Source organism: Sphingomonas corticis, from assembly GCF_012035195.1.
Lineage (GTDB): Bacteria > Pseudomonadota > Alphaproteobacteria > Sphingomonadales > Sphingomonadaceae > Sphingomonas > Sphingomonas corticis.
Map to the genome: position 1 here is coordinate 24,676 of NZ_JAAVJH010000004.1, position 24,589 is coordinate 49,264.

2 protein-coding genes are annotated in these 24,589 nt (G+C 74.2%); one reads left to right on the top strand and one right to left on the bottom strand.

The features are described 5' to 3' along the window. Positions 1 to 84: 84 nt before the first annotated feature. The gene (locus tag HBH26_RS20410) at positions 85 to 21,561 is read left to right on the top strand and encodes a hypothetical protein (RefSeq protein ID WP_209308419.1); all 21,477 of its coding nucleotides are present in this window, start codon (positions 85 to 87) and stop codon (positions 21,559 to 21,561) included. 16 nt (positions 21,562 to 21,577) lie between these two features. On the opposite strand, the gene HBH26_RS07535 is transcribed toward HBH26_RS20410, so the two are convergent. After that, the gene (locus HBH26_RS07535) at positions 21,578 to 24,532 is read right to left on the bottom strand and encodes a TonB-dependent receptor plug domain-containing protein (RefSeq protein ID WP_168133984.1); all 2,955 of its coding nucleotides are present in this window, start codon (positions 24,530 to 24,532) and stop codon (positions 21,578 to 21,580) included. Between the last annotated feature and the right edge of the window lie 57 nt (positions 24,533 to 24,589).

Consider the following 24,589-nt stretch of genomic DNA (forward strand, 5'->3'; position numbering starts at 1 on the left):
GTCACTGCGTCCACGCGCCTTTCGTGGTAAACAATCCTTTACGACTTCGCGTGCATGATCCCCCGCAAAGGGGGACTGCCGCACATGGCGAAGTCGATGAAGCCTGGTAGGTCTGGTTCCGGCAAGACGCCGCTCGCGCCCAAGGCGGCGCTGGTGGCCGATCCGGCGGAAGTGACGGTCGGCAAGGCGTCGCTGGCGCTGCCGGCGGGCGTCTCCAAGGTCGTGCAGCTGGGCGCCGACGACAAGGCGCTGCTGCACATGCGCTACGCCCCGTTCAAGGTGGAGATCGTCGACATCGACGTCGTGCTCGTCTTCGAGGACGGCACGAAGATCGTCATTCCCGGCATGGCGCTGGCGGTGTTCTCCGGCCGCAAGGCGCAGTTCGTCTTCGACGACAAGCAGGTGGATGCCGAGGGCACCTTCTCGCAGGTGGGCGAGATCAAGGAGCAGCCGCTGCCGATGAAGCTGGCGCTGTCCTCCGCCGCGTCGGACACGCAGACCGACGCCAAGTCGCAGGGCGAGAAGCAGACCGACGCCGGATCGATCCAGCCGAAGGACGCACAGGCGCAGCAGCAGGCGGCGCAGGCGAAGGAGGAGAACCAGCACAAGTCCGACGGCGAGGCGCAGCGGCTGACGGAGAAGATCAGCAACACGCAGTCGTCCGCCAGTGCCCCATCGAACCCGCCGTCGGCGCGCGCGATCGAGCCGGCGCCCGACGATGCGATCGGCGCGGCGGGGATCGGCAAGCTGGTGCCTACGCTGAAGTTCCAGCTGTTCAACCAGGAAGGCGTGAAGACCGGCACGGAAGCCGGCGTCACGACGGTGAAGGGCGCGACGGGCGCGACCGGATCGTCCAAGGACGCCAGCTACGCCGCGCAGTCGGCGAAGGAGACCGTCACCGGCACCGATTCGTCGGAGACGATCTACGCCGACGATCCCAAGGCGGCGCCCCCGGGCGCGTCGCTGCGCGTGCTGCACGTCGAGGCGATGGTGCCGGCCAAGGGGCTGACGCTCACCTCCGTCCTGATCCCGTCGCTGCCCGACGGCTTCGCCATCGCCAACGCGACGCGCACCGACAAGGGGTGGCTGGTCGACATCGACCAGGGTTCGATCGCGAAGCTGACGCAGGTCGCCGACGCCACCGGCGTGATGAAGGCGGTGCCGGCGTCGCAGTCCGCGTTCGCGTTCGACCTGCAGCTGATCTACGCGGTGCCGGAAGTCGGCACGAAGGCCAATGCCAGCGGCTTCCAGGACGAGTTCTTCCTGCCGGTGCAGCTGGGCCTGTCGAGCGACGGCAAGAACAGCTCGAACAGCGTGGAGGTGTCGACCCACTTCGGCGTGAAGCTGGTGGCATCGCAGGCCGACATGACCGTGACCGATCCGGTCAGCGGCAATCCCGTCTACGTGCTGTTCTCCAACCCCCCGGGCAACGTCATCAACGCCGGCGGCGGCGACGACCGGATCGTCGCGGGGATCGGCGAGGACCAGATCGACGGCGGCACCGGCGCGGACTGGGTCAGCTACGAGCGGTCCAACGTCGCGGTGAAGGTGGACCTGGCCGCGGGCAAGGGCGAGGGCGGCTACGCCCACGGCGACACCTACGCCAATGTCGAGAACATCGCCGGTTCCGCACACGACGACGTGCTGAAGGGCAGCGACGGCGACAACGTGATCGACGGCGGCAAGGGCGCCGACGCGATCGACGGCGCCGGCGGAACCGACACGGTGGACTATTCGCGCGCGCTGGCCGGCGCGGCGGAAGGCAAGGACGGGATCGAGATCTTCCTCGACGGCACGGCGTCCAAGGGCGGCGAGGCGGAGGGGGATCACCTCGCCAACGTGGAGGTCGTGATCGCGACCGACCGCAACGACGTGCTGCACGGCGGCGCGGCGGCGGAGACGCTGAAGGGTGCGGCGGGCGACGACCGGCTGACGGGCAGCGCCGGTGCGGACCGGCTGGACGGCGGCGCGGGCTACGACGTGGCCGATTATTCCGCCTCCGCCGGCGGGATCACCGCCTATCTCGACGGGCGTGCAGGCGTCGGCGGGGATGCCGAGGGCGACACGCTGGTCGCGATCGAGGCGGTGGTCGGCTCCGCGCACGACGACGTGCTGGTCGGCGACGCAGGCGACAATCTGCTGACCGGCGGCGCCGGGGCGGACCGGATCGACGGCGGCGCGGGCGTCGACAGCGTCGATTTCTCCGCCAGCGCGGTGGGCGTGACCGTCTACCTCGACGGGCGCGCCGGCAGCGGCGGCGACGCCGAGGGCGACACCTATGCCGGCATCGAGAAGCTGACCGGATCGGCCCACGCCGACCGCCTGGTCGGCGGCGCGGCGGCCGAGGTGCTGGCCGGCGGCGCGGGCGACGACGTGATCGAGGGCGGGCTGGGTGCCGACACGATCGACGGCGGTGCGGGCTTCGACATCGCCAGCTACGACGGCGCGGCGGCGGGCGTGCGCGTGTCGCTGGACGGCGCCACGCTGGACGGCGCCGATGCGCTGGGCGACCGCTTCGTCGGTATCGAGGGGCTGGAGGGATCGCGCCACGACGACGTGCTGATCGGCACGGCGGGGGACGACGTGCTGCGCGGCAATGCCGGGAACGACGTGCTGCTGGGGCTGGGCGGCGCGGACCGGATCGACGGCGGCGCGGGCGTGGACGCGGTCGATTACTCGCTGTCGCGCTTCGGCGTGACGGTGCGGCTGGACGGTGGACTGTCCGAGGGCGGCGACGCCGACGGCGACCGGCTGACCAGCATCGAACACGCGATCGGCTCGGCGCTGGACGATCGCCTGATCGGCGGCACGGCGGACGACCGGCTGGAGGGCCGCGCCGGCGACGACGTGCTCCAGGGCGGCGCCGGGGCCGACGTGCTGCAGGGCGGCGAGGGAGAGGACACCGCCGATTATTCCACCTCCGCCAGCGGCGTGACGGTGGCGCTGGACGGCAGCACCGGGAGCGGCGGCGATGCGCAGGGCGACCAGCTGTCGGGCGTCGAGCGGCTGGTCGGATCGGCGCACGACGATCGCCTGGGCGGCAGCGCGGGCGACGACGTGCTGGCGGGCGGCGCGGGCGACGACCTGCTGACCGGCGGCGCGGGCGCGGACCTGTTGCACGGCGGCGAGGGCTTCGACACCGCGGACTATTCCGCCGCGGGCGGCAGCGTGACGGTGCGGCTGGACGGCAACGCCTCCGCCGGCGACGTCGCGGAGGGCGACCGGCTGACCGGCGTGGAGCGCGTGCTCGGCAGCCGCTACGCCGACGACCTGCGTGGCGACAGCGGCGACAACGTGCTGGAAGGCGGCGCGGGCGACGACCTGCTGCGCGGCGGGCTGGGCGCGGACCGGCTGCTGGGCGGCGCGGGATCGGACACGGCGAGCTACGGCGATTCGAGCGACGCGGTGACGGTGGACCTGGCGCGCGGCACCGGCGCGGGCGGCACCGCCGAGGGCGACGTGCTGGACGGCATCGAGGATGTCGCCGGCTCCAATTACGGCGACCGACTGCTCGGCGACGCGGCGGCCAACCGCCTGTCGGGCGGGGCTGGCGACGACGTGCTGGACGGCGGCGCGGGCGCGGACCTGCTGGACGGCGGCACCGGTTTCGACGTGGCCGACTACTCCCGCTCGGGCGAGCGCGTGGTCGTCTCGCTGGACGGCAGCGCGGGCATCGGGGGCGATGCCGCGGGCGACCGGCTGGTCGACATCGAGGGGCTGACGGGATCGGCGAACGACGACGTGCTGTCGGGCAACGAATTGGCCAACCGCCTGTCGGGCGGTGCGGGCGACGACGTGCTGCGCGGCGGGCTGGGCAGCGACGAGCTGGACGGCGGCGCGGGCTTCGACACTGCCGACTACTCACAGTCGGCATCGAACGTGGTGGTCGCCAACGACGGCTCGCTGGGCGCGGGCGGCGATGCGCAGGGCGACCGGCTGAGCGGGATCGAGCGGATCGTCGGCTCCGCCTTCGACGACCGGCTGACCGGCGGGGCCGGTGCCGACACGCTGGAGGGCGGCGCGGGCGACGACCTGCTGGCAGGCCGCGGCGGCGCCGACCTGCTGGTGGGCGGCGCGGGGGTCGACATCGCCGATTACTCGCAGAGCGCGGCCGGCGTGGACGCGACGCTGGACGGCGGCGCGAATACCGGCGGCGACGCCGCGGGCGATCGGTACGACGGGATCGAGGGGATCGCCGGCTCCGCCTTCGCCGACCGTCTGCGCGGCTCGGCCGAGGCCGACGTGCTCCAGGGCGGGGGCGGCGACGACCGGCTGGCCGGCATGGCGGGCGCGGACCGGCTGGAGGGCGGCGCGGGCTTCGACACCGCGGACTATGCCGCGTCGGACGCGGCGGTCTCGATCGACCTGGCCGCCGGGTCGGCGACGGGCGGGCATGCGCAGGGCGACACGCTGGCGGGGATCGAGGCGATCGTCGGGTCATCGTTCGGCGACCTGATCCGCGGCGGGGACGGCGACGAGGCGCTGTCGGGCGGCGCGGGCGACGACGTGCTGGCGGGGCGCGGCGGGGCCGATCTTCTCGACGGTGGCGCGGGCTTCGACACCGCCGACTATTCCGCCAGCAACGCCGGCATCCGCCTGACGCTGGACGGCAGCGTGGCGACGGGCGGCGACGCCGCGGGCGACCGCGTGCTGGGGGTCGAGCGCATCGTCGGCTCGGGCTACGGCGACGTCGTCGCCGGCGTCGCGGCGGACGAGGTGATCGAGGGCGGCGGCGGTGCCGACGTGCTGTCCGGTGCCGGGGGCGACGACCGGCTGGACGGCGGGATCGGCGACGACCGCATCGACGGCGGCAGCGGCGACGACACGATCGACGGCGGCGATGGCGACGATGTGCTGACCGGCGGGGCCGGGGCCGACGACATCCGCGGCGGGGCGGGCGTGGACGTGGCGGATTATGCCGCGTCGGCCGCGGGCGTGACGATCGCGCTGGACGGCAGCGCGGGCGTGGGCGGCGACGCGGCGGGCGACCGGTTGAGCGCGGTCGAGGGAATTCTCGGCTCCGCCTTCGCCGACCGGCTGACCGGCGGCGACGGTGACGACCGGCTGGAGGGCGCGGCGGGCGACGACGTTCTGGCCGGCGGACGCGGCAACGACCGGCTGGCCGGCGGCGACGGCGACGACGTGATCGAGGGCGGATCGGGCGCGGACGCGATCGACGGCGGGGCGGGCTTCGACACGGCGGACTATTCCGCCGCCACCGCGGGCGTGCAGGTGGCGCTGGACGGCGCGACGGGCCTCGGCAGCGACGCGACCGGCGACACGCTCGCCTCGATCGAGCGCGTGATCGGCAGCGGCCATGCCGACGTGCTGCGCGGCGCGGGCGCGGACGAGGACCTGATCGGCGGCGGCGGCGACGACGTGCTCCAGGGCCGCGGCGGCGCCGACCTGCTGGACGGCGGCGCGGGCGTGGACACGGCGGACTATTCCGCCTCCGCCGCCGCGGTCGACGTGGACCTGGCGGCGGGCACCGGCCGCGGCGGCGACGCCGAGGGCGACCGGCTGGTCGGGATCGAGAACCTGACCGGATCGTCGGGCGACGACGTGCTGCGCGGCACCGCCGCGGCGGACGTGCTGGACGGCGGCGCGGGCGACGACGTGCTGCAGGGACGCGGCGGGGCGGACACGCTGATCGGCGGCGCGGGCCGCGACACCGCTGACTATTCCGGCTCGGCCGCGGCCGTGTCGGTGGGCCTGGACGGCACGATCGGCGCCGGGGGCGACGCGCAGGGCGACGTGCTGTCCGGCATCGAGCGGCTGGTCGGCACCGCGTTCGACGACCGCCTGTCGGGCGGCGTGCTGGACGACGAGCTGGTCGGCGGCGCGGGCGACGATCTGCTGGCGGGTGGACTGGGCAACGATCGCCTGATCGGCGGCGACGGAGACGACCACCTGACGGGCGGCGCGGGCGCGGACCGGCTGGAGGGCGGCGCAGGCCGCGACACGGTGGATTATTCCGCCAGCACCGCCGGAATAGACCTCCGACTGGACGGCACGGTGGGCAGCGGCGGCGACGCGCAGGGCGACCAGCTGTCCGGCATCGAATCGGTGATCGGCTCCAGCTCGGACGATCGGCTCGTGGGTGATGCGGCGGACGAGACGCTGTCGGGCGGCGCGGGCGACGACGTTCTGGCGGGCGGCGCGGGGGCGGACCGCCTGCTGGGCGGCAGCGGTGACGACGTGTTGCAGGGCGGCGCGGGCGCGGACGTGCTGGAAGGCGGCAGCGGCATCGACACGGCGAGCTACGCCGATGCCGCCGCGGGCGTGGCGGTGTCGCTGGACGGCAGCGCGGGCACGGGCGGCGACGGCCTGGGCGACCGGTTGAGCGACATCGAGCGGCTGGTCGGTTCCGCGCACGACGATGTGCTGGGTGGCGGCACCGGCGCCGACGCGATCCTGGGCGGCGCGGGCGACGACCGCATCGTGGGCAGCATCGGCGCGGACGTGATCGACGGCGGCGCGGGCTTCGACATGGTCGATTACTCGCAGTCCGCGGGCGCGGTGCGCGTGGTGCTGGACGGTTCGCTGGGCATCGGCGGCGACGCGGCCGGGGACCAGCTGATCGCGATCGAGGGCGTGATCGGCTCGACGCTGGACGACGAGCTGACCGGCAGCGGAGCGCGCGAGCGGCTGGATGGCGGTGCGGGCAACGACCGGCTGGCGGGTGGCGGCGGCGACGACGATCTGCTCGGCGGCGCGGGCGACGACGTGCTGGACGGCGGCGCCGGGGCGGACCTGCTGGACGGCGGCGCCGGGATCGACACGGTCGATTATTCCAGCTCCACGTCGGGCGTGAACGTCTCCGTCGACGGCAGCATCTCCACCGGCGGCGCGGCCGAGGGCGACCGGCTGCTCCGGGTCGAGAACCTGATCGGCTCCTCGCACGACGACGTGCTGCGCGGCACCGCCGCGGCCGACACGCTGACGGGCGGCGCGGGCGACGACGTGCTGGCCGGGCGCGCGGGTGCGGACCTGATCGACGGCGGCATCGGCACCGACACCGCCGACTATTCGGACGCGGGCGCGGGCATCGCCGTGTCGCTGGCGACCGGTACGGGCACGCAGGGCGATGCGGCCGGCGACCGGCTGGTTTCGATCGAGCGCGTGACCGGCTCCGCCTTTGACGACGCGATCGACGGATCGGGGGCGGCCGACGTGCTGGACGGCGGCGCGGGCGACGACCGCATCGCGGGCGGCGCGGGCGACGATCGGCTCGACGGCGGCGACGGCGACGACACCATCGACGGCGGCACCGGCGCCGACGCGATCCTGGGCGGCGCGGGAACGGACACAGCCGATTACTCGCGGTCCGACAATGACGTGCGCGTCGACCTGTCCACCGGCACCGGCCGCGGCGGCTGGGCCGAGGGCGATACGCTGTCGGGCATCGAGCGCGTGGTCGGCTCGGCTTTCGGCGACCGGCTGACCGGCGGCGCGGCGGACGAGACGCTGGTCGGCGGCGCGGGCGACGACGTACTGGCGGGCGGCGTGGGCGCCGACGTGCTTGACGGCGGCGCGGGGATCGACGTCGCTGACTATTCCGGCGCGGGCGCGGGCGTGGCGCTGGACCTCGCCACCGGCGGCACGCTGGGCGACGCGGCGGGCGACAGCTTCGCCGGGATCGAGATCGTGCGCGGCTCCGCCTTCGCCGACGCGATCGCGGGCGGTGCGGGCGCGGACACGCTGGAGGGGCGCGACGGCGACGACCGGCTGACCGGCGGCGCGGGCGACGACCTGCTCGACGGCGGGATCGGCGACGACGTGCTGGCGGGCGGCGCGGGGGCGGACGTGCTGGCTGGGGGCGCCGGGCGCGACACGGTCGACTATTCGACCAGCGCGGGCGCGGTGACGGTGTCGCTCGACGGGCAGACCGCCGCGGGCGGCGACGCGCAGGGCGACGTCCTGTCCGGCATCGAGCGCGTGATCGGCTCGGCGCTGGACGACCGGTTGACCGGCGACGCGGGCGCCAACGAGCTGTCGGGCGGCGCGGGCGACGACCGGCTGTTCGGCGCGGGCGGCAGCGACACGCTGGACGGCGGCGCGGGCGACGACACGATCGAGGGCGGCGCGGGAGCGGACGCGATCCTGGGCGGCACGGGCTTCGACACGGCGGACTATTCCACCTCCGTCGGCGGCGTGGACGTGCGGCTGGACGGCGGGCTGAACACCGGCGGCGACGCCGAGGGCGACACGCTGTCGGGCGTGGAGCGGGTGATCGGATCGGGGCTGAACGACGTCCTGACCGGCGCGGCGAGCGACGACGTGCTGGTCGGCAACGGCGGCGACGACCTGCTGGTCGGCGGGCTGGGCGCCGACGTGCTGGACGGCGGCGCGGGGCAGGATACCGCCAGCTACGCCGCGGCGGCTTCGGGCGTGGCGGTGTCGCTGGACGGCGGCGCGGGGACCGGCGGCGAGGCGGCGGGTGACCGGCTGAGCGGGATCGAGACGCTGGTTGGCTCCGCGCACGCGGACGCGCTGGGCGGCGGCGCGGGAGCGGAGACGATCCGCGGCGGCGCGGGCGACGACGTGCTGCTGGGCAGCGCGGGCGGCGACCTGCTGGACGGCGGCGCGGGGCAGGACACGGTCAGCTACGCCGCGTCGGGCGCGGGCGTCACCGCCTATCTCGACGGGCGTGCGGGCAGCGGCGGAGACGCCGCGGGCGACGTGTTGGTCGATGTCGAGCGGCTGGTCGGGTCGGCGCACGCCGACGGGCTGACCGGCTCCACCGCGGCCGACCTGATCGAGGGCGGCGCGGGCGAGGACGTGATCGAGGGCGCAGGCGGCGACGACCAGCTGCTCGGCGGCGCGGGCGACGACGCCATCACCGGCGGTGCCGGCGCGGACGCGATCGACGGCGGTGCCGGCTTCGACACGGTCAGCTACGCCGATTCGTCGGCGGCGGTGCAGGTGGGGCTGGACGGCCTCGCCGGCACGGGCGGCACCGCGGCGGGCGACACGATCGTCAATGCCGAGCGGCTGATCGGCTCCGCCTTCGACGACCTGTTGCGCGGCAGCGCGGGGGCGGACGTGATCCGCGGCGCGGACGGGGACGACATTCTGCGCGGCGGCGCGGGCGCGGACGCGCTGGACGGCGGCGACGGGGTCGACACGGCGGATTATTCCACCTCCGCGCTGGGCGTCACGGTGGGGCTGGACGGCAGCACCGGCAGCGGCGGCGACGCGCAGGGCGACACGCTGACGGGCATCGAGCGGATCACCGGATCGGCGCAGGCCGACACGCTGTCGGGCGGCATCGACGGCGAGACGCTGGACGGCGGCGCGGGCGACGACGTGCTGAAGGGCAGCCTGGGCAGCGACCGGCTGGAAGGCGGCGCGGGCTTCGACACCGCCGATTATTCCGCGTCGGCGGCGGGCGTGACGGTGGCGCTGGACGGATCGTTCGGCTCCAGCGGGGACGCCTCGGGCGACCGGCTGACAGGAATCGAGCGGCTGCTCGGCTCTGCGCACGACGACGCGCTGTCGGGCGGCGGCGGCGGCGACGTGCTGGAGGGCGGCGCGGGCGCGGATCGCCTGACCGGCGCGGCGGGCGACGACGTGCTGCTGGGCGGCACCGGCGACGACGTGTTGGACGGCGGCGCGGGCGCGGACCGCTTCGACGGCGGCACGGGGATCGACACGGTCACCTTCGCGCTGTCGGGCGCGGCGGTGACGGTGGACCTGGGCAGCGGCACCGGCAGCGGCGGCGACGCGCAGGGCGACACCTTCGCCGGCATCGAGCACCTGATTGGATCCGACCACGCCGACCGGCTGACCGGCACGGCGGCGGACGAGCAGTTCGACGGCGGCCTGGGCGACGATACCCTCTCCGGCGGCGCGGGCGCGGACCTGATCGACGGCGGCGTCGGCGACGACGTGCTGGCGGGCGGTGCGGGTGCGGACGCGATCGACGGCGGCGCGGGATTCGACACCGCCGACTATTCGGCGAGCGCGGGCGCGATCGACGTCGTGCTCGATGGGTCGAGCGCGTCGGGCGGCGACGCGCAGGGCGACACGCTGGTGCGGATCGAGCGCGTGGTCGGCTCCGCGCACGACGACGTCATTACCGGCATCTCCGCCGGCGAGACGTTCGAGGGCGGGGCAGGCAACGACACGCTGATCGGCAACGGCGGCGGCGACACGCTGCGCGGCGGAGCGGGCGACGACCTGCTGCGCGGCGGCACCGGCGCGGACGTGCTGGACGGCGGCAGCGGCATCGACACCGCGGACTATAGCGGGTCCGACCTGGGCGTCACCGTGGGCCTGGACGGCCGTGTGGGCGCCGGCGGCGACGCGCAGGGCGACACGCTGACCGGGATCGAGCGCATCATCGGGTCGGGCAACGGCGACGTGCTGACCGGCGGTGCCGGCAACGACGCGCTGCTCGGCATGGCCGGCGACGACGAGCTGAGCGGCGGCGCGGGCGACGACCAGCTGGCGGGCGGGTCGGGCGACGACCTGCTGTCGGGCGGCGCGGGCGCCGACGTCATCGACGGCGGCACCGGCGCGGACCTCGTCACCTATGCCGCGTCGAGCGCGGGCGTCAGCGCGTACCTGGACGGCACGATCGGCAGCGGCGGCGACGCCGCGGGCGACACGATCGCCAACGTCGAGGCGCTCGAGGGCTCGGCCTTCGCCGACCGGCTGGGCGGGCGGGCGGGTGCCGAGACGCTGATGGGCGGCGCGGGCGACGACGTGCTGCTGGGCAGCGCCGGCGCGGACGCGCTGGACGGCGGCAGCGGCTTCGACACCGTTGACTACGGCGCCAGCGTGGCGGCGGTGACGGTCAACCTGGACGGTTCCGTGTCGATCGGCGGCGACGCCGCCGGCGACACGCTGACCGGGATCGAGCGCGCCATCGGCTCGGCCGGCAACGACGTGCTGAACGGTTCGGCGGGGGCGGACACGCTGGAGGGCGGCGCGGGCGACGACCTGCTGTCCGGCAACGCCGGCGCGGACACGCTGCGCGGCGGCGCAGGCGACGACGTGCTGGCGGGCGGCCTGGGCGCCGACGCGATGGACGGCGGCGCGGGCACCGACACGATCAGCTACGCCGCCTCGGCCGCGGCGGTGAACGCGGGCCTCGATGGCGGCGCGCAGACCGGCGGCGACGCCGCGGGCGACACGATCGCGAACGTCGAGCGGCTGATCGGCACCGATTTCGACGACACGCTGCGCGGCGGCGCGATGGCGGAGACGCTGGAGGGCGGCGACGGCGACGACGTGCTGACCGGGTCGGCCGGGGCGGATACCTTGCGCGGCGGCGGGGGCTTCGACAGCGTCGATTATTCCGCGTCGGCGCTGGGCGTGACGGTGGGGCTGAACGGCGTGGCGGGCAGCGGCGGCGACGCCGCGGGTGACGTGCTGACCGGGATCGAGCGGCTGGTCGGCTCCGCGCAAGCGGACCGGCTGACCGGATCGGCGGGCGACGACGTGCTGGTAGGCATGGCCGGTGACGACGTGCTGCTGGGCGGCATGGGCAGCGACCAGATCCAGGGCGGCGCGGGCGACGACACGATCGCGGGCGGCCTGGGATCGGACACGATCGATGGCGGCGCGGGCGTGGACACCGCCGACTACACCGCCTCCGTCGGTGCGGTGACGGTGAACCTCGACGGGCTCGCCTCCAGCGGCGGGGACGCCGACGGCGACCTGCTGAGCGGCATCGAGCGGGTGCTCGGCTCCGCGCAGGGCGACACGCTGCGCGGCGGTGCGGCGGACGAGGAACTGTTCGGCAACGACGGTGCCGACGTGCTGGTCGGCGGGATCGGCGCGGACCGGCTGCACGGCGGCGCGGGCCAGGACACCGCGGACTATTCGGCCGCCACGGCCGGCGTCGCCGTGGCGCTGGACGGCAGCGCGGGGACCGGCGGCGAGGCCACCGGCGACATGCTCGACACGATCGAGCGGCTGGTCGGCTCCGACTTCGCCGACACGCTGGGCGGTTCGGCGGGCGACGACACGATCCTGGGCGGCATCGGCAACGACGCGATCGACGGCGGTGCGGGCAACGACGCGCTGGCGGGCGGCGCGGGCGACGACACGATCACCGGCGGCGCGGGTGCCGACGCGATCGACGGCGGCGCGGGGATCGACACGGCGAGCTACGCCGGCGCGGGCGCGGCGGTGACCGTCTACCTCGACGGCACCAGCGGCAGCCGCGGCGACGCGCAGGGCGACGTGCTGACCTCGATCGAGCGGCTGGTCGGCTCCGCCTTCGACGATCGCCTGAACGGCGGCAACGGCAGCGAGACGCTGCTGGGCGGCGCGGGCAACGACACGATCCTGGGCGGCGGCGGCGACGACGCGCTGGCGGGCGAGGCGGGCGACGACACGATCGCGGGGGGCGTCGGCGCCGACGCGATCGACGGCGGCGCGGGCTACGACATCGCCAGCTACGCCACCTCGCTCTCCGGCGTGAACGTGCGGCTGGACGGCGTCGCCTCCACCGGCGGCGATGCCGAGGGCGACGTGCTGACCGGGATCGAGCACGTCATCGGGTCGAGCCAGGCCGACACCTTCGTCGGCTCGGCCGGGGCCGACCGGGTCGAGGCGGGCGCGGGCGACGACACGATCTTCGGCTCGGCCGGCGCGGACACGCTGGCCGGCGGCGGCGGGATCGACACCGTCGATTATTCCGCCGGCGCGGCGCCGGTCACCGTCCACATGGACGGCGCGGTCTCGTCGGGCGGCGAGGCGCAGGGCGACGTGCTGAGCGAGATCGAGCGCGTCATCGCCACGGGCGGCGACGACGTCGTCACCGGCACCGCCACCGCCGACACGATGCTGGGCCTGGCCGGCAACGACCGGCTGTCCGGCGGCGACGGCAACGACCAATTGTCCGGCGGCGACGGCGACGACGTGCTGGTCGGCGGGCTCGGCCAGGACGTGCTGGACGGCGGTGCGGGCATCGACACCGCCGACTATTCCGCCGCCGCCGCGGGCGTGGCGGTGCGGATGGACGGGGTGGCGAGTTCGGGCGGCGAGGCGCTGGGCGACGTGCTGACCGGCATCGAGCGCGTGGTCGGCTCCGCCTTCGCCGATACGCTGGCGGGCAGCGGCGGCACGGACCGGATCGAGGGCGGCGGCGGTGCCGACCGCATCGACGGCGGCGATGGCGGCGACGTGCTGGACGGTGGCGCGGGCGACGACACGATCGCGGGCGGCGCGGGCGACGACGCGATCGACGGCGGGGCAGGCATCGACACGGCGGACTATTCCGCATCCGCCTCGGGCGTGACGGCGTGGCTGGACGGCACCGCCGGCAGCGGCGGCGACGCGCAAGGCGACGTGCTGACCCGCGTGGAGGTGCTGCGCGGCTCCGCCCACGACGACGTGCTGCACGGCGCGGGCGGGGCGGAGACGCTGATCGGCGGGTCGGGCGACGACGTGCTGGTCGGCGCGGCGGGCGCGGACGTGCTGTCGGGCGGCGACGGCGTGGACACCGCGGACTATTCCACCAGCGCGGGCGCGGTGACGGTGAACCTGGCCGCGGGCAGCGGCAGCGCGGGCGACGCGGCCGGCGACACGCTGTCGGGTATCGAGCGCGTGGTCGGTTCGGCGCAGGGCGACCAGCTGACCGGATCGAATGCGGCGGACGTGCTGGTCGGCGGCGCGGGCGACGACCTGCTGGTCGGCGGGCTGGGCGGCGACGTGCTGGACGGCGGCGCGGGCATGGACACGGCCGACTATTCGGCCAGCACCGCGGGGGTCGCCGTCTTCACCAACGGCATCGACCTGGGCGTCGGCGGCAGCGCCGCGGGCGACACGCTGATCGGCGTGGAGCGGGTGATCGGATCGGCGTTCGCCGACAATCTGACCGGCGCGGCGGCGGCGGAGAGCTTCGCCGGCGGCATCGGCGACGACGTGATCGAGGGCGGCGGGGGCGCCGACGCGATCGACGGCGGCGCAGGCTTCGATACCGCCAGCTACGCGCACGCCGCGAGCGGTATCGTCGCCAGTCTGGCCACCGGCACGGGCACGCTCGGCGATGCCGCGGGGGACACCTTCACCGCGATCGAGCGGCTGCTCGGCTCCGACCACGCGGACACGCTGGCGGGCGGCGCGGGTGCCGAGACGCTGGACGGCGGCGCGGGCGACGACCTGCTGATCGCCAGCCTGGGCGCGGACACCCTGGTCGGCGGTGCGGGCTTCGACACGGTCGACTATGCCGCGGCCGCGTCGGCGATCGCGGTGGCGCTGGACGGATCGGCCAGCAGCGGCGACCTCGCGGCGGGCGACCGGCTGACCGGCGTGGAGGCGGTGATCGGCTCCGCTTACGCCGACACCGTGACCGGCAGCTTCGGCGACGAGACGCTGCTCGGCGGCGGCGGCGACGACGTGCTGTCGGGCGGCAGCGGCAGCGACACGCTGCTGGGCGAGGCCGGCGACGACACGCTGCGCGGCGACGCGGGTGCGGACGTGCTGGACGGCGGCGCCGGCGTCGATACGGTCAGCTACTCCAATTCCGGCGCGGGCGTGACCATCGACCTGGTCGCGGGCACCGCCACCGGCGGGGACGCGCAGGGCGACACCTTCGTGGCGGTGGAGCGGTTCCAGGGTTCGCGCCTGTCCGACCTGATGATCGGCGGCGCCGGCGACGACGTGTTCGACGGCTTCGACGGCGACGACACGCTGCGCGGCGGTGCCGGCGCGGACCGGCTATCCGGCGGGATCGGCGACGACGTGCTGGTCGGCGGCGCGGGGGCCGACGTGCTGGCGGGCGGCAGCGGAATCGACACCGCGGACTATGCCGATTCCGTGGGAGCCGTCTCCATCCGCACCGCGGGCACGTCCGCCGGCGGCGACGCGCAGGGCGACACGATGACGGGCATCGAGCGTGTCGTCGGATCGGCCTTCGCCGACACGTTCGAAGGGTCCGCCGCGGACGAGGAGTTCCTCGGCAACGCGGGCGACGACGGCTTCGTGGCGAGCGGCGGCGCGGACGTCTACCGCGGCGGCAACGGCGTCGACACGGTCGACTACTCCGCGTCCACGGGCTCGGGGATGCGCATCTACATGGACGGCAGCTTCGGCGTGGGCGGCGATGCCGCAGGCGACCGGCTGTTCGACGTGGAGATCGTGATCGGCTCCGCACAGGGCGACGAGATCACGACCAGCGGCACGGGTGCGACGATCCTGGCGGGCGGCGGCAACGACCTCCTGTTCGGCGGTGCCGGCGTGGACGTGCTCGACGGCGGGGCGGGGGACGATCGCATCGCCAGCGGCGCGGGCGCGGACCAGGTGATCGGCGGCGCGGGCATCGACACCGCGGACTATCGCAACTCCGACGCGGCCGTCACCATCGGCAACAACGGCGCGGCGGGCGCGGGCGGCTGGGCTGCGGGCGACATCCTGTCCGGCATCGAGCGGATCGAGGGATCGATCAACTACGGCGACACGCTGCGCGGCGGCACGCTGTCCTCCACCGAGCTGCTCGGCTGGGGCGGCGACGACACGATCGTCAGCGTCGGCCAGGCGGACGCGATCGACGGCGGCGCGGGCATCGACACGGTCGACTATTCCGCCAGCGGCGCCGGCGTCACCGTCCGGCTGGACGGTACCGCGTCGAGCGGCGGCGATGCGGCCGGCGACACGATCGTCGGCGTGGAGCGGGTAATCGGATCGGGCAGTGCCGACACGCTGATCGGCACCGCCGCGGTGGAGACGCTGCTGGGCGGCGCCGGCGACGACGTGCTGGCGGGCGGCGCGGGCGCCGACACGCTGGACGGTGGCGCGGGCTTCGACACGGCGGACTATTCGGCGTCCGCCGGCATCGCGGTGCGCATGGACGGCAGCACCACGGGCAGCTTCGGCGACGCGGCCGGCGACGTGCTGACCAGCATCGAGCGCGTGGTCGGTTCGTCGCAGAACGACATCATCACCGGGTCGGCCAACGCCGACACGATCGAGGGCGGCGCGGGCGACGACATCCTGCGGCCCGGCCTGGGCGCGGACACGCTGGACGGCGGTGCGGGCAACGACACGGTCGACTACAGCTCGTCCTCCTCCGGACTGACCGTCAACATCGGCAACGCCGCGCTGTCCACCGGGCTGGCGCAAGGCGACACGTACACGGCGATCGAGATCTGGCAGCTGTCCGGATTCGCCGACACGTTCGTCGGCGCCGCGGCGGGTGAGTGGGTGATGGCGGGCGCCGGGGACGACACGATCAACACCGGCGCGGGCGACGACCGGCTGGAGGGCGGCGCCGGTAACGATATCCTGATCGGCGGTACGGGCGCGGACCTGTTCGACGGCGGCACGGGCATCGACACGGTTGACTACAGCGCCAGCAGCGCGGGCGTGACGCTGGACCTGTTCAACGGCCTGTCGAATCTGGGCGGCGATGCGCAGGGCGACGTGTTCGTCGTCAACACGATCGAGAATGCGATCGGCTCGGCCCAAGCCGACGCGATCACCGGCTCGAACGCTGCCAACGTGCTGACCGGCGGCGCCGGAGACGACGTGCTGCAGGGCCGCGGCGGCGCGGATGTGCTGGACGGCGGTGCCGGACAGGACACGGCCAGCTACGCGAGTTCCTCGGCCGGCGTCACCGTCTCGCTCGCCACGGGCGTGGCGACGGGCGGCGACGCGGCGGGCGACACGTTCGTCGGCATCGAGCGGCTGGTCGGATCGGGCCTGAACGACACGCTGACCGGCGATGTCAACGCGAACATGATCTGGGGCGGCAACGGCGCGGACACGATCGCGGGGGGCGCCGGTGACGATTCGCTGTACGGCGAGGACGGGAACGACACGATCGAGGGCGGCGCTGGCGCCGACACGATGGACGGCGGCCTGGCCGTCAACACGCTGAGCTACGCCGGCGCCGCCGCGGCGGTGGCCGTGTCGCTGGCGAACGGGACGGGGACGCTCGGCGATGCGGCGGGCGATACCTTCTCCAACTTCAGCAACCTGCGCGGCTCCGCGCATGCCGACACGCTGACGGGCGACGCCGGGCAGAACACCATCGCCGGCAACGACGGCAACGACACTCTGGACGCGGGCGCGGGCAACGACACGCTGCAGGGCGGCAACGGCGACGACCTGCTGCTGGGCGGCACGGGCACCGACGTCAACGACGGCGGCGCCGGCATCGACACGGTCGACTATTCCGCCAGCGTCGGGGGCATCATCGTCGATCTGAACCTCAACTACGGCACCGGCTTCGACGCGCACGGCGACACCTTCGTCGCGATCGAGAACCTGGTCGGCAGCAATTTCGACGACACGCTGGTGGGAACGATCGGCGCCAACGTGCTGTCGGGCGGGGCGGGCAACGACGCCCTGCTGGGCTTGGATGGCAACGACACGATCAACGGCGGTGCGGGCGACGATCGCATCAGCGGCGGCGCCGGGGCGGACGCGCTGGACGGCGGCGCAGGATCGAACATCCTGTTCTTCGGTACCAGCGCCGGCTCGCCGTGGAATTCGACCAGCGCGGCGGTCTCGATCAACCTGGACGGCGTGACGCTGGGCGTCGGCGGCGATGCCGCGGGCGACACCTATCGCAACTTCACCACCATCTTCCTCACCGCCGGCAACGACAGCGCGGTGGGGACGGCCGCGAACGAGTGGTTCCGCGGCCTGGGCGGCGCCGATACGATCGACGGCGGCGGGGGCACGGACACCATCTCCTACGACGGCGGCGGCGCCGTGGTCGTCGGCCTCGACGGCACCGTCGGCGCGGGCGGCGAAGCGGCGGGGGACCGGCTGACCAACGTCGAGATCCTGGCGGCGACCGGGTTCGACGACGTGATCTGGGGCAATGCGCAGGCCAACGTCCTGTACGGCGGCGACGGCGCGGACACGATCCGCGGCGACGCGGGCGCGGACCGGCTGGACGGCGGCATTGGCCGCGACACGGCGGATTACAGCGCGTCCTCGGGCGGCGTCACCGTCAGCCTGGCGACGGGCAGCGGCTCGGGCGGGGACGCGGCGGGCGACACGCTCGTCTCGATCGAGAACCTGACCGGCAGCGCGCAGGCCGACACGCTGACCGGCGACGCGGGCGACAACGTGCTGGTCGGCAACGCCGGCAACGACCTGCTGGTCGGCGGCGCAGGCGCCGACACGCTGAACGGCGGCATCGGCATCGACGCCGCCGACTATACCGGATCGGCCGCGGCGGTGACGCTGTACCTCGACGGTCGCGCCTCCAGCGGCGGCGATGCGGAAGGCGACGTGCTGCTGTCGATCGAGATCGCGACCGGCTCCGCCGGGAACGACACGATCATCGGCTCCAATGCGGATGAGACGATCAACGGCGCCGGGGGCGACGACACGATCGACGGCGGCGTGGGCGCGGACACGATCAACGGCGGGGCCGGCGACGACATACTGACCGGCGGCGCCGGCGCGGACACCATCGACGGTGGTGCGGGCACCGATACGGCGAGCTACGCCACCGCCGGTGCCGGCGTGACCGTCTACACCGACGGCGTCACCCTGGGGTCCGGCGGCGAGGCGGCGGGCGACCGCCTCAGCAACATCGAGACGGTGATCGGCTCCGCCTACGCCGACACGCTGTACGGCACGGCGGGGACGCAGACGCTGCGCGGCGGCGACGGCGACGACGTGCTGGTAGGCGGCGCAGGCGCGGACGTGCTGGACGGCGGCATCGGCATCGACTCGGCCTCCTACGCTACCTCCTCGGCCGCCATCACCGCCAGCTTCGCCAGCGGGACGCTGGTGGTCAGCGGCGCCGACGCGAGCGGCGACACCTTCGTCTCCGTCGAGGGCGTGGTGGGAAGCGGGTACGCCGACACGCTGACCGGTGGCGCGGGGGCGGAGCGGCTGGACGGCGGCGGCGGCGACGACCTGGTGAACGGCAGCGCGGGCGCCGACACGCTGATCGGCGGCGCGGGCTACGACACGCTCTCCTACGCGGCCTCGGCCGCGGCGGTGACGGTGCGGCTCGACGGCAGCGCGGGCGTCGGCGGGGACGCGGCGGGCGACGTGCTGAGCGGGTTCGAGGCGATCGTCGGCTCGGGCGGCGCGGACTTCCTCTACGGCGCCAGTGCGGACGACAACCTGTCCGGCGGCGCGGGGGCGGACACGATCGACGGCGGTGCGGGCGCGGACACGATCGACGGCGGCGACGGCGACGACCTGCTGTCCGGCGGCGCTGGCGCGGACACGATCGCGGGCGGCAACGGCGTCGACACCATCACCTATGCCGCCTCCACCGCGGGCGTGACGGTGACGATCAACGGCGCCGCCAACGCGGGTGGCGACGCGCAGGGCGACAGCCTGTCGGGCATCGAGAACCTGATCGGGTCGAACCATGCCGACACGCTGACCGGGGACGGCGTCGCGAACGCCATCTTCGGCGGCACCGGCAACGATGCGATCGAGGGCGGCGGCGGGGCCGACGCGATCGACGGTGGCGGCGGCACGGATACGGTCAGTTACGCCGGATCCTCCGGTGCGGTCACCGTGTCGCTCGCCTCGGGAAGCGGCAGCGGCGGCGACGCCCAGGGCGACACGCTGACCAATGTCGAGAACGTCACCGGCTCCGCCAACGCGGACACGCTGACCGGCGACGGCGCGGCGAACGTGCTGAACGGCGCGGGCGGCGACGACCTGCTGGTCGGCGGCGGGGGGGCGGACACGCTGATCGGCGGCGCCGGCATCGACACGGCCAGCTACGCGGCCTCGTCGCTGGGCGTGACGGTGCGGCTGGACGGCAGCGCCGCCAGCGGCGGCGACGCCGCTGGCGATACGCTGACGCAGATCGAGAACCTGATCGGCTCCGCCCAGGCGGACGCGCTGTACGGCGACGGGCTGGCGAATGCCCTGTCCGCGGGCGCGGGCAACGACACGGTCGAGGGCGGCGGCGGGGCCGACGCGCTGGACGGCGGCGCGGGGACGGACACGGCCAGCTACGCCGGATCGTCGGCGGCGGTGGTCGTCTCGCTCGCCTCGGGCACGGGCAGCGGCGGCGACGCGCAGGGCGACACGCTGACGGGGTTCGAGAACCTGACCGGTTCCAACCATGACGACGTGCTGACCGGTGACGGGGGCGCCAACGTCATCGCCGGCGGCACGGGCAATGACACGATCGTCGGCGGGGCGGGCGCGGACACGATCGACGGCGGCGCGGGCACCGACACGGTCAGCTATGCCGCGTCCTCGCTGGGCGTGACGGTGACGCTGAACACCGCCGGCAACAGCGGCGGCGACGCGGCGGGCGACGTGCTGTCCAACCTCGAAAACCTGATCGGCTCGGCCATGGCGGACACGCTGACGGGCGACGGCGGCGCGAACCTGATCCAGGGCGGCGGCGGCGACGACACCATCGTCGGCGGCGCGGGCGCGGACACGCTGGACGGCGGCGCGGGCACCGATACGGTCAGCTACGCCGCGTCCTCAATGGGGGTGACGGTGACGCTGAACGCGGCGGGCAACACGGGCGGCGATGCCGCAGGCGACGCGCTGTCCAACTTCGAGAACCTGATCGGATCCGGCCAGGCGGATACACTGGCCGGTGACGGCGGCGCGAACGCGATCGACGGCGGCGCGGGCGACGACGTGCTCGCCGGGCTCGGCGGGGCGGACACGCTGACCGGCGGCGCGGGCCAGGACACGGCCAGCTATGCCGCGTCGTCGGCGGGTGTCACCGTGCGGCTGGACGGCGGCGCGAACAGCGGCGGCGACGCAGCGGGCGACGTGCTGAGCGGGATCGAGCACCTGATCGGCTCGGGTTCGGCCGACCTGCTGTTCGGCGACGGCGGCGCCAACCGGCTGGCGGGCGGCGGCGGCGACGACGTGCTGACCGGCGGCGCGGGCGCGGACACGCTGGACGGCGGCGCGGGCATCGACACCGCGAGCTACGCCACGGCGGCCGGCGGCGTGGTCGCCAGCCTGGCCGCGGGCGGTAGCGGCGGCGACGCGTCGGGCGACAGCTACACGGGGATCGAGAACCTGACCGGCAGCGACCATGCTGACACGCTGACCGGCAACGCGGGCGCCAACGTGCTGACCGGCGGCCTCGGCAACGACACGTTGCAGGGCGGGGCGGGCGCGGACGTGCTGGCGGGCGGCGGCGGCTACGACACGGCGAGCTACGCCGGCGCCTCCTCCGGCATCGCGCTGAACCTCGCCAGCGGCACGGGGTCGCTGGGCGACGCCAATGGCGACACGCTGTCAGGGATCGAGCACGTGCTGGGCAGCGGCTACGACGACGCCTTCGTTCTCGGCCTCGCCGGCGGGTTCAGCATCGACGGCGGCGCGGGTCGCGACAGCGTGGCGATCGCCGCCAATTCCGGCAGCGTCGACCGCACCGCGCTGGAAGGCGTGCTGACCCGCACGGAGGAGATCGACTTCACCGCCGCGGGCGTCGACGCGAACTTCACCGTGGACGCGGGCTTCGTCCAGTCGATCGCGGGCGCGGGCAACGCCTCTCACCTGACGCTGAAGGCGGGGGCGGGCGACAACATCGTCGTCGACACCACCAACGCCACGCACACCGGTGGCGAGTACGTCTTCTACAGCGACGCGTCGATGACGACGGAGGTGGCGCGCCTGTCGATCACCGGCTGACGCGCGCCCCTCCGCCTCAATACGTCAGCCGTGCGCCGGCGTAGAGGTAGCGTCCGCGCGAGGACACGGGGAAGTCGTAGCTGTCCTCGTCCGGCCGCTGATTGGAAAGGTTGATGACCCCGCCGTAGAGCGAGAACGCCTCCGCCACCTGCAGGGACGCCTGCAGGTCGTGCTGCCACAGCTCCTTGTAGCGCAGCAGCTCGGGTGCGGCGATGTCCGGATTGGCGTCGGTCGTGTTCTTCGGAAAGCGGCGGGTGCGGTCGAACCAGCGCAGGTTGTAGCTGACGGTCAGCGCGTCCTTCGTCCACGTCGGCGAGAAGACGAAGTTGAATTTCGGCCGCCCCTGCTGGTCGACCTGGTCCTCCACCTGCGCACCCGGCGTGGCGACGATGTCGAGCCGGTGGAGGTAGCCGCCGACGAAGCGCACGTCGAAGCTGCCCGCCGTCCCCGCGTCCACCCGCCAGCTGACGTTGACGTCGAGGCCCGCGGTGCTGAACTGCGCCACGTTCTGCGGCTGGACGGCGTAGCCGTTGATGTAGCCCGTGCCCTGCCGCCGCCGGATCGCGGCGCAGAAGGCGTTGTCGAGCGAGGGCTGGTCCACGCACAGGTTCGCGATCGTGGAGGCGTCGGCGACGTTGATCGCGTCCTTCAGCCGGATGTCGTACCAGTCCGCCGCGATCGACAGGCCGGGAATGAAGCCCGGACGCAGCACCGTGCCCGCGGTCCAGGTGCGCGCGGTCTCCTCCTTCAGCGCGCGGTTGCCGCTGCGCTGGCCGTTGATGAGGCTGGCGGCGTCGGGATTGTTGGCGCCGGTGAAGGTCGCCGGATTGCCGCCGAGCGAGGTGATGAGCGCGACGCAGTTCGCCGCGCGCGATGCGGTGCCGCTGTTGCGGTTCTCCAGATAGCAGGGATCGACGAAGAAGTTGGTGGCCGGACCCACCGGGGCGAACAGCTCCCCAATATTGGGCGCGCGCACCGCCTGGCTGTAGCTGCCGCGGAAGGTGAGATCGCGGACCGGCGCCCAAAGCGCGTTGAACTGGTACGCCTCCGTCTTGCCCACGGTGGAATAGTCGGACAGGCGGCCCGCCGCGCCGACGGACAGCAGGTGCGCGAAGGGCTGGTCCTTCAAGAGCGGCACGTTCAGCTCGCCGAACGCCTCGTACACGTCGAAGGCGCCGCGCGAAGGCGAGATGAGATATTCCGGATTGAACTTGTCGCCCTCGTCATACTGGTACCATTGCTTGCCCGTCAGGAATGCGTTGGGCGAGAAGCGGCTGGTTTCGCGCCGGTACTCGCCGCCCAGCGCGAACTGCACGGGGCCGCCCGGCAGATCGAACAGCGCGCCGAAGTCCCCGGTCAGCGACAGGTTCGCCACCGACTGCGTCAGCCGTGCGGCGCTGACGTTGTCGCCGTTGATGGTCCAGGCGAGCGCCGCGGGATCGTAGACGTTGCGGCCGAAGGTGTTGAGCGGCAGGCACCCGCTGCTCGCCCCCGGCGTGAAGCTGGTCGCGCCCGCGGCGGCGGCGGGCGTCAGGTTCGAGCGGCACGTCGGCCGCCCGGTGGCGGGATCGGTGACGACGTCCAGCGCGGCGAGGTAGCGGTCCTCCCACCGGCTGTTCAGCTTCTCGATCCTGACATCGGTCTGTCCGTAGGTATAGGACAGGTCGTAGCGCGCGTGATCGCTGATCTCCCCCGTCGCGCCCACCACGCCGCGCCACGTGCGCCGCCGGTTGCTCTCTCCCAGCCGCGGGAAGTCCAGGTTGTTGCGGTTGGACGCGATCGTCGCCTGGCCCGCCGCCAGCGCGGCGTCGCGGATGGTCTGCGGCAGGAACGGATTGTCGAGCGTGAACGTGCCCGGATAATTGCCGGAATAGCCGCCGAACGTGGTGGCGAGCGTCTGCACGAACTTGCCCTCGAAGCTGAGCGTCAGCGCGTCCGACACGTCGTAGTGGGTCAACAGGTTCGCCGCGTGCCGCTCGATCTTCGGCAGGAGGTCGCCGACATAGCCCGCCACGGGCGTCGCGTCGCCGCCGCTGGCGTAGTAGCTGACGGGGGTGCCGGGATCGTACAGGCGCCCGTTGCCCTGGTAGAGCACGCCGCCGATGTCGATCACGCCCTCGGGCGATCCGCCGGGATAGCGCAGGTCGCCCGCCAGCACCTGCTGGTAGGTGCCCGATCCCGGCCCGGCATAGGCGTCGTTGGGCACCAGATACTGCCGCCGCTCGCGCCGCAGGTAGTCGCGGTCGTCGTTCGCCAGCGGATCCTCGGCATTGTACTCGTAGTACAAGGTGACGTTGCCGCGTCCCCCGGCGAAGTTGCGCCCCGCCGCGATCGAGGCGAAGCGGTTGCCCGCGTCGCCCTGCTCGGAAATGCCGAACTGCGTGCGCGCCGTCACGCCGTCCAGGTCGCGGCGCAGGATGAAGTTGACCACGCCCGACACGCCATCGGCGCCGTAGACCGCCGAGGCGCCGCCGGTCAGCACGTCGACCCGCTCGATCAGGTCGGTGGGAATGGCGTTCACGTCCACCGCCGCGCTGTCGATCTGGCTGGCGACGTGGCGGCGGCCGTTGACCAGCACCAGCGTGCGCGACGGCCCGAGCCCGCGCAGGTCGAGCAGGTTGAGCCCCGCGGCGCCGAACAGCTGCCCGCCCGGCCGGTCCGACCCGGCGGACTGCGCGCTGTCGACCGAATTCGTCAGCGCCGGTACGCGCTGGAGGAAGGTGGTGACGTTCGTGTTGCCCGATTGCTGGATGTTCTCCGCATCCAGCGACACGATGGGGTTCGGCGCGGCAAAATCCGGCCGGGCGATGCGCGATCCCGTCACGACGATGGCGGTGTCGTCCGGCGCGGCAGTCGCCTCCGCCACGGGTGCGGGCTCGGTCGGCGTGGTCTGCGCGTGCGCGGTGGCGATGGCGAGCGGCATCGCCGCTCCGCTCAGCAGCAGGCGGCGCACCTTCTGGTTCTTCGGCATCTCTTCCCCTTCTTCCCGGTCCCGCCGTGTCCGTCGCCGCGCGGCGTGGCTTTTCTT

What these genes read in the sequence shown, in the direction of transcription:
- HBH26_RS20410 (WP_209308419.1), top strand. Translation starts at nt 85, where the DNA reads ATGGCGAAGTCGATGAAGCCTGGTAGGTCTGGTTCCGGCAAGACGCCG.
- HBH26_RS07535 (WP_168133984.1), bottom strand. Translation starts at nt 24,532, where the DNA reads ATGCCGAAGAACCAGAAGGTGCGCCGCCTGCTGCTGAGCGGAGCGGCG.